Origin of the sequence: Bradyrhizobium yuanmingense (genome assembly GCF_900094575.1) — a bacterium.
Lineage (GTDB): Bacteria > Pseudomonadota > Alphaproteobacteria > Rhizobiales > Xanthobacteraceae > Bradyrhizobium > Bradyrhizobium yuanmingense.
The window spans coordinates 246,231-258,162 of the sequence record NZ_FMAE01000002.1 but is presented as its reverse complement, the minus strand read 5'-3'; the positions used below and the strand labels follow the sequence as shown (position 1 = coordinate 258,162).

Genomic DNA, 11,932 nt, shown 5'->3' with positions numbered 1-11,932 from the left:
CTTTCAGGTCGAGGCGTCGAATGCCGCCAACACATGGCGCGGAAGCGAGCGCGGCGCAATCAGCATGGCGTCGAATCGCAATTCGAATTCGGCATGCTCGGGATGCGCTGCGAGCCAGCCTTGGGCGGCGTCGATGATGCGCTGCTGCTGGCGCGGCGTCACGGCGAATGCGGCCTCGTCCAGCGTGGCGCGGGCCTTGACCTCGACGAAGGCGATCAGGTTGCGGCGCCGCGCCACGATGTCGATCTCGCCATGCGGGGTGCGGTAACGTTTGGCGAGAATGCGGTAGCCCTTGGCCATGAGGTAGGCGGCGGCACGGCTCTCCGCGGAAAGACCGGTCTGGAACGCTGCGACGCGCTCGGGCGACGCGACCTTCGGTTCCGCAGGAATCTCAGTCTTCGCCATCGCTGTCCCGCGAGTCCTTTGCGAGCTCGAGCGCGCGGGCATAGACCTCGCGGCGCGGACGGCCCGACAACGCGACCGCGTGCGCCACGGCATCCTTGACGCTGTGCGCGGCAAGCTGCTCGCGCAACAGACTATCGAGCGCGTCCGATGTCAGAACCTCGGCGTCGGCCGCGGGCGGAGCGATCACCAGCACGAATTCGCCGCGTGTCTCCAGCGTTGCAGCCTCGCGCGCCAGCTCGCTCAGCGTTGCGCGCGAAATCTCCTCATGCAGCTTGGTCAGCTCGCGGCAGATCGCGGCCTCGCGTGGTCCCATGATCTCGGCGAGATCGGCCAGCGTATCCTGCACGCGGTTGCCTGACTCGAACATCACCAGCGTCGCGTCGATGCGGGCGAGCTCGGTAAGACGTCTGCGCCGCGCGGCTGATTTCGCCGGCAAGAAGCCTTCGAAGAAAAAGCGGTCGGTCGGCAGCGCGGCGACCGACAGCGCGGTCAGCACCGAGGACGGGCCGGGCAGCGCATACACCGCATGGCCGGCGGCGCAGACCTCGCGCACCAGCTTGAAGCCGGGATCGGAGATCAGCGGCGTGCCGGCGTCCGACACCAGCGCGACCGAGCCACCCTGTCCGAGGGCCTCGAGGATTTTTGGACGCGCGGCCTCCGCATTGTGCTCGTGATATGGCTTGAGCTGGGCCGTGATCGCATAGCGCTCGGTCAGGCGGCGCGTGATGCGGGTGTCCTCACAGGCGATGACGTCGACGCCGGCGAGCGTCTGCAGCGCCCGCAGGGTGATGTCGCCGAGATTGCCGATCGGGGTCGCGACCAGATGGAGGCCCGGCGCGGCCTTCGGCGCCGCGAGCCGATGGGCATCGATGGAGAAACCGCGCGAGGCGGCGTCTTGAGCTTCAGGCGTATTTATCGGGGCCGGCTTTGCGCGCATAATGGAGCCAACTTAGGCACGATCGCTAAGGCTGGGAACCGGCTCGCCGAAAAAGATCGTGCCCAAAGATCGTATCCAGGTGAGGGGCGAGGAACGGACGGGAATGTGATCGGTCGAGATCGCGCCGGGAGGCAGTAGGGGCCCTCGCGCCATATTCGCGACGGAAACGCCGCCTTGATGGGTGAATGAGTGACGGCGAAGAGCTGCCGGGACGGGATTGCGGCCGCGTTAAGCGGTTGTTATCCTTTTGTTTTGGTTAACTATTTGCCGACACACTGCCTGAATCCGCGGCCCCCCGTCGCGGAAAGCAATGTCGTGATCAGCCGGCGACGGCGGGTCGGAAGAGAAGCTGCCATGGTCGGCCCGCGTCATCCAAAGTCTCACCTTCCGGGATCCCGATCGCCAGGGGCGACCCGGCGGACTGCGCTCGGCCTGTTGCTCGGCGCGCCCGTGCTGTCGGCCTGCGCCGGCGTGCAGCAAAGCCTCAGCCAGTTCTCCAACCCGTTCTCGAGCTCCGCGCCGCCGGCTCAGCCGGCAGGCCCGCAGCAGCAGGCGACGACCGCCGGCACCGGCGGCGTGAAGGTCGGCCTGATCCTGCCGCTCTCCGGGGCCGGCAATGCCGGGCTCGCCGCGCAATCGATGCGCAACGCCGCCGAGATGGCGCTGGCCGAGTTCCAGAACCCGAACATCCAGCTCCTGATCAAGGACGACAATGGCAGCCCGCAAGGCGCGCAGGCCGGCGCGCAGCAGGCGGTCGACGAGGGTGCCGAGATCATCCTCGGGCCGCTGTTCGCGCAATCGGTGCCGGCGGTGGCGCAGGTCGCGCGCACGCGCGGCATTTCCGTCATCGCCTTCTCGACCGATTCCAGCATCGCCGGACGCGGCGTCTATCTGCTCTCGTTCCTGCCGGAGTCCGACGTCAACCGCATCGTCGAATATTCCGCCGGCATCGGAAAGCGCTCCGTCGCGGTGCTGGTGCCCGACAACGCCTATGGCAATGTCGTCGAGGCCGCGGTGAAGGCGGCGGTGCCGCGGCGCGGCGGGCGCATCGTTGCGTTCGAGAAATACGGTGCCGATCGCGCCACGCCCGCGCGCACCGTGGCGCAGCAGCTCGGCAGTGCGGACGCGCTATTCATTGCCGATGACGGCGATGCCGTCGTGTCAGTGGCGGATGCGATGACGGCCGCGGGCGCGAACCTGCGCAACATCCAGCTGCTCGGCACCGGCCTGTGGGACAATCCGCGCGTCTATGCCAGCGCCGCGCTGCAGGGCGGCCTTTACGCCGCGCCCGATCCGGCCGGCTTCCGCGCCTTCTCCGGCCGCTACCGCACGAAATACGGCGCCGAGCCGATCCGCACCGCGACCCTTTCCTATGACGCGGTCGCGCTCGTTGCCGCGCTGGCGCGCACGCAAGGCGGCCAGCGCTTCTCCTCCGACGTGCTCACCAACCCCTCAGGCTTCGCCGGCATCGACGGCCTGTTCCGCTTCCGTGCTGATGGCACGAATGAACGCGGACTTGCCGTGATGAAGGTGACGCAAGGCGGCGGCGTTGCGGTGGCGGGCTCGCCGAAGAGCTTTGGGGCGTAATGGTTTCGTAGCCCGGATGGAGCGCAGCGTAATCCGGGTTCTGTCCACGCGGTGAGACCGTCCCGGATTGCGCTACGCTCCATCCGGGCTACGAGATCCGCTAAGCCGCCAAATCCGCGACCACGGCATCCAGCACCGGAAAACCGCTGCTGGTCACGCGCAGCCGTCCCGTCGCATCCACGGTGATCGCGCCTTCCTCGCGCAAGAGCGCGATGCGGCGGGGGTCGAGCGGGCGGCCGGCGAGGGCCTTGTAGCGCTCGGGATCGATGCCTTCGGCGAGACGCAAACCCATCAGCAGGAATTCGTCGGCGCGCTCCTCGCTGTTGAGGAGCTCGTCGCTGACGACACCGTCGCCGTTGGTCTCGACCCGCATCAGCCAGGCCTCGGGACGCTTCTCGGTGGCGGTGGCGTGGCGCACGCCGTCGATGTCGAGACGGCCATGTGCGCCCGGGCCGATGCCGGCATATTCCTCGCCGCGCCAGTACACCAGATTGTGCCGGCATTCGGCGCCGCGCCGCGCGTGATTGGAGATCTCGTAGGCGGGCAGCCCGAGCTTGTCGCAGGTCTCCTGCGTGACGTCGTAGAGCGCGCGGGCGACCGCTTCGTCCGGCGTCTTCAGCTTGCCGGCCTGGTGCAGGCCGAAGAAGGGCGTGCCTTCCTCGATCGTCAATTGATAGAGCGACAGATGCTCGGCCGCTTCATCGATGGCGTGCCGCAGCTCGCCCGCCCACATCGCCGGCGTCTGGTCGGGGCGGGCGTAGATCAGGTCGAACGAATAGCGGTCGAACGCGCGGCGCGCGATGGCGACGGCATCGAGCGCTTCGCGCGCGCTGTGCATGCGGCCGAGCGCTTTGAGCGAGGCGTCGTCGAGCGCCTGCACGCCCAGCGAGACGCGGTTGACGCCGGCGATGCGATAACCGGCAAAGCGCGTGGCTTCGACGCTGGTCGGGTTCGCTTCCAGCGTTACCTCGACGTCGCCTGCGACGGTCCAGTGCTTGCCGATCGCGTCTAACACCGCGCCGACGGTGGCGGGCTGCATCAGTGACGGCGTGCCGCCGCCGAGGAAGATCGAGGTGACCTCGCGGCCGGGCGCGCGCTCGGCGGTCGTTGCGATCTCACGCGCGAAGGCGGCGGCGAAGCGCGTCTCGTCGATCGCGGCATGGCGGACATGGCTGTTGAAGTCGCAATAGGGGCACTTCGACAGGCAGAACGGCCAGTGCACATAGACGCCAAACGCATCCTTGTTAGCGCGGCTCAAGGCAGATCTCCGCCAGTTTCCGAAAAGCGCGGGCGCGGTGCGACAGGCCGAGGCCAAGTGGCGGCAGGCCGTGCTTCTCGATGCTGGTCATCTCGCCGAAGGTGCGGCTGTGCCCGTCCGGCAGGAACATCGGGTCGTAGCCGAAGCCGGCCGTGCCGCGCGGTGGCCAGATCAGCGTGCCGTCGACGCGCGCCTCGACCTCCTCGCGATGATCGTCGGGCCAGGCCACGCAAAGCGCGGAGACGAAGTGGGCCTTGCGCTTGTCCGGCGTGGTGGCGCCGCGCTCCTGCAGCAGGCGCTCGATCTGCGCCATCGCCGCCTTGAAATCCTTGGTCGGGCCGGCCCAGCGCGCGCTGTAGATTCCCGGCGCGCCATCGAGCGCATCGACCACGATGCCGGAATCGTCGGCGAAGGAGGGCAGCTTGGTCGCCTGCGCTGCGGCGACCGCCTTGATCGCGGCGTTGCTGCGGAAATCGTTGCCGGTTTCCTCGGGCTCGTCTAGGCCGAGCTCGCCGGCCGACACCGCCTCGATCCCGTACGGCGCGAGCAGCTCCCTCATCTCGGCGAGCTTGCCGGGATTGTGGGTGGCGATGACGAGCTTGTCGGTGATTCGGCGGTGCATGGGCCTATTGACTACGCCACGGCCAGTTTCTGCAAGTCCACCAGACGCGCAATGCCCTTCTGCGCCAGGGCGATCAGCTTCAGGAACTCGTCCTGCGTGAACGGCTCGCGTTCCGCGGTGCCCTGCACCTCGATGATGCGGCCATCGCCGGTCATGACGAAATTGGCGTCGGTCTCGGCTTCCGAATCCTCGGCATAGTCGAGATCGAGCACCGGCGTGCCGTTGTAGATGCCGCAGGAGATCGCGGCGACGTTGTCGCGCATCACGTTGGCCTTCACCATGTTGCGCGCCTTCATCCAGTTGAGGCAATCGGCAAGCGCGACCCAGGCGCCGGTGATCGAGGCCGTGCGCGTGCCGCCGTCGGCCTGGAGCACGTCGCAATCGACCGTGATCTGGCGCTCGCCAAGAGCTTCGAGATCGACGATGGTGCGAAGCGAGCGGCCGATCAGGCGCTGGATCTCGACGGTGCGGCCGCTCTGCTTGCCGGCGGAGGCCTCGCGGCGGGTGCGTTCGGAGGTCGCGCGCGGCAGCATGCCGTATTCGGCGGTGACCCAGCCGCGGCCCTGCCCCTTCAGCCACGGCGGCAGGCGATCCTCCAGTGTGGCGGTGACCAGCACATGGGTGTCGCCGAATTTAACGAGGCACGAGCCTTCCGCATATTTGACCACGCCGCGCTCCAGCGTCACGGGGCGCAATTCGTCGGGCGCACGGCGGCTTGGCCGCATGGGAAATCTCCAAAACTCACGGGAATAGGCTGTTCGCGGTGCTTGTAGGTGGGGCGGGGGTGGGCGGCAAGGGCTTATTCACCCCCTGACCGTCGGCCCGCAAACGCCACGCTTGTCAGACGCGGCCCGGATGGACAAATTATAAGGATCCGAGAGGAGTTACCGTCTGTGGCCCATCACGATCCGATCCATCTGATCGCGCCGCGCGCAGGCCTTGCCCAGCTCAACGAGCGTTCCCGCGACATCTTTCGTCAAATTGTCGAAAGCTATCTCGCGACCGGTGAGCCGGTCGGCTCGCGCAACATTTCCCGCCTGATTGCGATGCCGCTGTCGCCGGCATCTGTGCGCAACGTCATGGCCGATCTGGAACAGCTCGGCCTGATCTATGCCCCGCACACCTCCGCCGGCCGGCTGCCGACGGAACTGGGCCTGCGCTTCTTCGTCGATGCCCTGATGCAGGTCGGCGACCTCAACGAGGCCGAGCGGCAGGCGATCCAGAGCCAGCTCTCGTCCGTCGGCGAGGCGCAATCGGTCGAGGCGGCGCTGGACCAGGCCTTGATGCGGCTCTCCGGCCTGACCCGGGCCGCCGCCGTCGTGCTGACGCCGAAATCCAATGCGCGGCTGAAGCACATCGAATTCGTCCGCCTGGAACCGGAAAAAGCGCTGGTGATCCTGGTCGGCGAAGACGGCCAGGTTGAAAACCGCGTGTTGACGCTGCCGCCCGGAGTTCCCTCTTCGGCTCTGACAGAGGCCGGCAATTTCCTCAATGCGCGGATCCGCGGCCGCACCTTGGCCGAGGCGCGGCTCGAGCTCGAGACCGCACTCGGCGAGGCCCGTGCCGAGCTCGATCAGCTGACACAGAAAGTGATCTCGGCCGGCATCGCCAGCTGGTCCGGCGGCGAGAGCGAGGACCGTCAGCTCATCGTCCGCGGTCACGCCAATCTGCTCGAAGATCTGCACGCGCTGGAGGATCTGGAGCGGGTTCGCCTGTTGTTCGACGACCTCGAGACCAAGCGCGGCGTGATCGATCTGCTCGGCCGGGCCGAGACCGCCGAAGGCGTGCGCATCTTCATCGGCAGTGAGAACAAGCTGTTCTCGCTGTCGGGGTCCTCCACCATCATCTCGCCCTATCGGGATGCCGCCGGCCACATCGTCGGCGTTCTCGGCGTGATCGGCCCGACGCGGCTGAATTATGCCCGCGTGATCCCGACCGTGGACTACGCCGCCCGCATCGTCAGCCGCCTGTTGGGGGGCTGACCGGCCTTTCTGCCGATCACGGGCGCTTGATTTTCGCGGGCTTAAGCACGATATCCGGGCCAACATCCCTGAAACGAGTTCGAGATCAGAGCCGATGACCGAGCAAGACCGGCAACCCCAAGACACGACTGCAGCGACCGGCGAGCCCGTGGTGTCGAAACCCTACATCATGCCCGACGATCCCGAGCCGGGTTCGGTCGAAACCCTGCAAAAGGAAGCGGCTGAAGCGCGCGACCGCATGCTGCGGACGCTGGCCGAGATGGAGAATTTGCGCAAGCGCACCGCAAAGGAAGTCGCCGACGCCCGCCTCTACGGCATCACCGGCTTCGCGCGCGACGTGCTCGACATCGCCGACAATCTCCAGCGCGCACTCGATGCCGTTCCGGCGGAGGCGCGTGCTGCGGCCGATCCCGGCCTGGTCTCGTTGATCGAGGGCGTCGAGCTCACGGAGCGCGCGCTGCTCAACGCGCTGGAAAAACACGGCGTGAAGAAGCTCGATCCTCAGGGCCAGAAGTTCGACCCGAACTTCCACCAGGCAATGTACGAAGTGCCTGACGCGTCGGTGCCGTCGGGCACCGTGGTGCAGATCATGCAGGCCGGCTACACCATCGGTGACCGCGTGCTGCGCCCGGCGCTGGTCGGCGTCGCCAAGGGCGGCGCGAAGACTGCGCCCGCGGCGAACAACAACGAATCGAGCAGCGCGGCGAACTGAGTGTTGGCGTCATTCCGGGGCTCGACGAAGTCGAGAACCCGGAATCCATCGAACAGCAGAGACAACCGCACAATGGATTCTCAGGTGCGCAAATTGCGCACCATAGCTCGCGCTGAAGCGCGCCCCGGAATGACGGAAGGATAGCGCGCCGCCTACGCGCTCACCGCGATATCCGCAGACTGAATCCGCTTCACGCCCGCCTTGGCCATGTCGGCCCAGGCCTTGGCGAGCGAGCCCTGCGTGTCGATGCCGCGGCAGGCGTCTTCCACCACATAGACCTCGAAGCCCGCCTTGCGCCCGTCGAGCGCGGTCCAGGCGACGCAGAAGTCTGTCGCAAGACCAGCGACGAAGACGCGCTTGATCTTGCGGCCCCTCAGGTAGCCGGCGAGCCCGGTCGAGGTCTTGCCGTCGGCCTCGAGGAAGGCCGAATAGCTGTCGACGTTCTTGTGAAATCCCTTGCGGATGATGAGCTCGGCGTGCGGGATCGACAGGTCCTTCGACAGCGCCGCGCCCTCGGTGCCCTGCACGCAATGGTCCGGCCACAGCACCTGCTTGCCGTAGGGCAGGTCGACCGTTTCGAACGGCTTCTTGCCGGAATGAACCGACGCAAACGAAACGTGGCCCGGCGTGTGCCAGTCCTGCGTCAGCACCACATTCGCAAATGCCTTCGAGATCTTGTTGATGACCGGCACCACCTGCTCGCCTTCCTTCACCGCGAGGCTCCCGCCCGGCAGGAAGCAGTTCTGCACGTCGATCACGAGCAGCGCGGACGCTTCGTCCGGCTTGATCGGTGCGGCCGCGAACAGCGCGCTTGGCGCGAGCGTCGCCAGCGCCGTCGTTCCAAGCATTGCCAAGACCTGTCGCCGAACCAGCATGTCTACCTCCCCTCCAGGATGATCCAACGGGAGGAAGCCTAGTCCGTTCGTATACGAACAGAAGCCTGAAAATGCAGCGGGTTCTGTCCAGCGCGTGGGCTGACAAGCCCATAGCGCCGTCATCCCGGGGCGCGCAAAGCGCGAACCCGGGATCCATAACCACAGGGAGAAGTTGGGCGAAGGTTCTTCGTGAAACTGCGACCAACCACGATTAGCGCCGGCTTCGCCCTACCCCTTCGGCTGAATCCCGTCGCGTACGGTGCGGAAGCGGGTGAAGGCGGCTTGCCATTGGTCGCGCGGGGCGCTGGCGATGATGCGCAATGATGCGCCGCCGCTCGAGAAGCGGATCCACTGCACCACCGTCACCGGGACCTTGTCCTTGCCGCTGACGCCGTCGATCCGGGTCTCGAAGCCTTGCTGGCCGTTGATGCGGATCGGCTCGGACATGGTGATGCGCGACTCGCGCACGCCGGGAATCTGGAGCGCCGCCTCCCGGGCGAAGCGGGCGCGGTCGTCGGCGGCTTGCGGGGTGGCGCCGATCAGGCCGAGGATCATGAACGGCCTCGCCTCGTAGCCCACGCTCTCATCGCCGTCGGCCAGGATGATGCTCGAGCCCGGTGCCAGGGTCTTGATGTCCTTGAAGTCGGCGAGATCGGTGATCTTGAACGGCAGCAGCGCGATCTGCTCCTCGGCCGAGACCTGCCTGCGGGTGGTGGCGCTCGCGAACATCTGTCGCACCGCCTCGTCCGTGTAGATCTTGGTCGCATTCTCCGGGATCTGTACCGCGACATAGCCGGAGAAGCCGGCGCCGGGCACGATCATCGAATACCGCTTCACCGGGGTATCGCCGGCCTTGCCGCTTTCGGTGGTGAAATAGGCAAGGCCAGCGGGGGTCTCGACCTTGTCCTGCTTGACGCCGCCGGTCCCGCCGGGATTGGAATTGAAGGCGCTCACGACCTCGCCATAGGCGGCCGGCGGCAGCTCGGTGACCAGCACCTTGACGTTGCCGTCCTCGCTCTCGAAGCCCGGAAAGGTCTTGGCCGTGCTGAGGCCGATCAGCGGCACCATGCCGAGACGCAAGCCGGGTGGGAAAACGACGTCGGCGGCGAAGGCCGGAAGCGCTGTTACGGCGAGGAGGGCGAGCGCGGCGAGGGGGCGGATCAGCTTCATGGCCACTCTGATTGGTTCACATTGAGGCCGTTCGATGGTCGGCCACGGGGCCGCTTTGTCGCGCGAAGCAGCTGCGCCGGCTGTGCGGTCGGTCCGCCTTTTAGCCGGTTTGGCCTCGCCGCAACAGGGCGGGCGGGCTTGCGGGTGCGGGGGCTTGCCGACGCCCGGACCTGTTAATAATTCCTCACCCGCAAGGGCGGTTGAGCCCGGATATCACCTTCCAAAACCCGATGTTTTAGCGGCAGAAACCTAGCTTCGGTCCTTGCGGGCCCCTCCCCCCCTCCTATATGAGCCTCAATCATCGCAATATCGCGGATGTTTGATCTTAGGGGGTTTCGGTTCGGGTGCCTCTTGGGCCCAGCCAACCTGCCGCAAAAAGAAGGATATCAGGACCATGGGAAAGGTCATTGGGATCGACCTCGGCACCACGAATTCGTGCGTCGCCGTGATGGATGGCAAGAACGCCAAAGTCATCGAGAATTCCGAAGGCATGCGCACGACGCCTTCGATCGTCGCCGTCACGGATGACGGTGAGCGCCTCGTCGGCCAGCCCGCCAAGCGCCAGGCCGTCACCAATCCCGAGCGCACCTTCTTCGCAGTGAAGCGCCTCATCGGCCGCCGCTACGACGACCCGATGGTCGAGAAGGACAAGAAGCTCGTTCCCTACAAGATCGTGAAGGCTTCCAACGGCGACGCCTGGGTCGAGGCCGACGGCCAGACCTACTCGCCCTCGCAGGTCTCGGCTTTCATCCTGCAGAAGATGAAGGAGACCGCGGAAGCCCATCTCGGCCAGAAGGTCGAGCAGGCCGTCATCACCGTTCCCGCCTACTTCAACGACGCCCAGCGCCAGGCGACCAAGGACGCCGGCAAGATCGCGGGCCTCGAAGTGCTGCGCATCATCAACGAGCCGACCGCGGCCGCGCTCGCCTATGGCCTCGACAAGACCAAGGCCGGCACCATCGCGGTATATGACCTCGGCGGCGGTACGTTCGATATCTCCATTCTCGAAATCGGCGACGGCGTGTTCGAGGTGAAGTCGACCAACGGCGATACCTTCCTCGGCGGCGAAGACTTCGACATGCGCCTCGTCGGTTATCTCGCAGACGAGTTCCAGAAGGAGCAGGGCATCAACCTGCGCAACGACAAGCTCGCGCTGCAGCGCCTGAAGGAAGCCGCTGAAAAGGCCAAGATCGAGCTGTCCTCGACGACGCAGACCGAGATCAACCTGCCCTTCATCACCGCGGACCAGACCGGCCCGAAGCATCTGACGATGAAGCTTACCCGCGCCAAGTTCGAGGCGCTGGTCGACGACCTCATCCAGAAGACCGTCGAGCCCTGCCGCAAGGCGCTGAAGGACGCCGGCGTCACCGCCGGTGAGATCGGCGAGGTCGTGCTGGTCGGCGGCATGTCGCGCATGCCGAAGGTCCAGGAAGTCGTGAAGCAGCTGTTCGGCAAGGAGCCGCACAAGGGTGTCAACCCGGACGAAGTCGTGGCGATCGGCGCTGCGATCCAGGCCGGCGTGCTCCAGGGCGACGTCAAGGACGTGCTGCTGCTCGACGTCACCCCGCTGTCGCTGGGTATCGAGACGCTGGGCGGCGTGTTCACCCGCATCATCGACCGCAACACCACGATCCCGACCAAGAAGAGCCAGGTGTTCTCGACGGCTGAAGACAACCAGAATGCCGTCACCATCCGCGTCTTCCAGGGCGAGCGTGAAATGGCGGCCGACAACAAGATGCTTGGCCAGTTCGACCTGATGGGCATTCCGCCGGCGCCGCGCGGCATGCCGCAGATCGAGGTGACCTTCGACATCGACGCCAACGGCATCGTCAACGTCTCGGCCAAGGACAAGGCCACGGGCAAGGAGCAGCAGATCCGCATCCAGGCCTCCGGCGGTCTGTCGGAAGCCGACATCGAGAAGATGGTCAAGGACGCCGAGGCCAATGCCGAGGCGGACAAGAAGCGCCGCGAGGCCGTCACCGCCAAGAACGAGGCGGATGGCCTGGTGCATTCGACCGAGAAGGCTTTGGCCGAGCACGGCTCGAAGGTTGCCGAGAGCGAGCGCCGCGCCATCGAGGATGCCGTCAGCGACCTCAAGGAAGCGTTGAAGGGCGACGATGCCGAGGCGATCAAGGCCAAGACCCAGACGCTGGCGCAGGCTTCGATGAAGCTCGGCGAGGCCATGTACAAGCAGCAGGCCGAGGCCGACGCCAAGAAGGATGCGGCCAAGGACGACGTCGTCGACGCGGAATTCACCGAGGTCGACGACGACAAGAACAACAAGAAGTCCGCTTAAGCCCCGAGAGGGTGACGATGCGGACGGCTTGGACCCCACACACGCTACCGGCCTCCTCCCTCGTGGGGGAGGCCGTCGTGTCGGGACG

At 66.3% G+C, this 11,932-nt stretch carries 11 protein-coding genes; 4 read left to right on the top strand and 7 right to left on the bottom strand.

The features are described 5' to 3' along the window. Positions 1 to 3: 3 nt before the first annotated feature. The gene (locus GA0061099_RS06260) at positions 4 to 405 is read right to left on the bottom strand and encodes a YraN family protein (protein ID WP_036024329.1); all 402 of its coding nucleotides are present in this window, start codon (positions 403 to 405) and stop codon (positions 4 to 6) included. Next, positions 392 to 1,342, bottom strand: a complete 951-nt coding sequence (gene rsmI / locus GA0061099_RS06255; RefSeq protein WP_036024332.1) for a 16S rRNA (cytidine(1402)-2'-O)-methyltransferase — start codon at positions 1,340 to 1,342, stop codon at positions 392 to 394. The genes GA0061099_RS06260 and rsmI overlap by 14 nt, the downstream gene beginning before the upstream one ends. Before the next feature lie 354 nt (positions 1,343 to 1,696). Between rsmI and GA0061099_RS06250 the strand changes: the two genes are divergently transcribed. Continuing rightward, on the top strand, positions 1,697 to 2,929 hold the full coding sequence (locus GA0061099_RS06250; RefSeq protein ID WP_050995913.1) for a penicillin-binding protein activator: 1,233 nt from the start codon (positions 1,697 to 1,699) through the stop codon (positions 2,927 to 2,929). Between the two features lie 100 nt (positions 2,930 to 3,029). On the opposite strand, the gene hemW is transcribed toward GA0061099_RS06250, so the two are convergent. The 3 genes from hemW to rph are packed head-to-tail and all read right to left on the bottom strand — an operon-like array spanning position 3,030 to position 5,534. Next, positions 3,030 to 4,187, bottom strand: a complete 1,158-nt coding sequence (gene hemW, locus GA0061099_RS06245; protein ID WP_036024335.1) for a radical SAM family heme chaperone HemW — start codon at positions 4,185 to 4,187, stop codon at positions 3,030 to 3,032. Continuing rightward, a complete protein-coding gene (gene rdgB, locus GA0061099_RS06240) occupies positions 4,174 to 4,809 on the bottom strand; it encodes an RdgB/HAM1 family non-canonical purine NTP pyrophosphatase (protein WP_036024337.1) in 636 nt (211 codons plus the stop codon). The genes hemW and rdgB overlap by 14 nt, the downstream gene beginning before the upstream one ends. Positions 4,810 to 4,820: 11 nt before the next feature. After that, a complete protein-coding gene (gene rph, locus GA0061099_RS06235; RefSeq protein WP_036024340.1) occupies positions 4,821 to 5,534 on the bottom strand; it encodes a ribonuclease PH in 714 nt (237 codons plus the stop codon). A 168-nt stretch (positions 5,535 to 5,702) separates the two neighbouring features. Between rph and hrcA the strand changes: the two genes are divergently transcribed. Then, positions 5,703 to 6,791, top strand: a complete 1,089-nt coding sequence (gene hrcA / locus GA0061099_RS06230) for a heat-inducible transcriptional repressor HrcA (RefSeq protein WP_036003234.1) — start codon at positions 5,703 to 5,705, stop codon at positions 6,789 to 6,791. A 94-nt stretch (positions 6,792 to 6,885) separates the two neighbouring features. After that, positions 6,886 to 7,503: a nucleotide exchange factor GrpE gene (gene grpE / locus GA0061099_RS06225; protein ID WP_036003237.1), complete on the top strand. Its 618-nt coding sequence runs from the start codon at positions 6,886 to 6,888 to the stop codon at positions 7,501 to 7,503. Between the two features lie 152 nt (positions 7,504 to 7,655). Here the strand turns inward: grpE and pncA are convergent, their stop codons facing one another. Beyond that, positions 7,656 to 8,378 (bottom strand): bifunctional nicotinamidase/pyrazinamidase, encoded by a 723-nt coding sequence (pncA, locus tag GA0061099_RS06220; protein ID WP_036003240.1) that lies wholly within the window; start codon positions 8,376 to 8,378, stop codon positions 7,656 to 7,658. Between the two features lie 228 nt (positions 8,379 to 8,606). Continuing rightward, positions 8,607 to 9,548, bottom strand: a complete 942-nt coding sequence (locus GA0061099_RS06215) for a hypothetical protein (RefSeq protein WP_036003242.1) — start codon at positions 9,546 to 9,548, stop codon at positions 8,607 to 8,609. Between the two features lie 394 nt (positions 9,549 to 9,942). On the opposite strand from GA0061099_RS06215, the gene dnaK reads away from it, so the two are divergent. Further along, positions 9,943 to 11,844 (top strand): molecular chaperone DnaK, encoded by a 1,902-nt coding sequence (dnaK, locus tag GA0061099_RS06210; protein WP_036003245.1) that lies wholly within the window; start codon positions 9,943 to 9,945, stop codon positions 11,842 to 11,844. Positions 11,845 to 11,932: the final 88 nt, after the last annotated feature.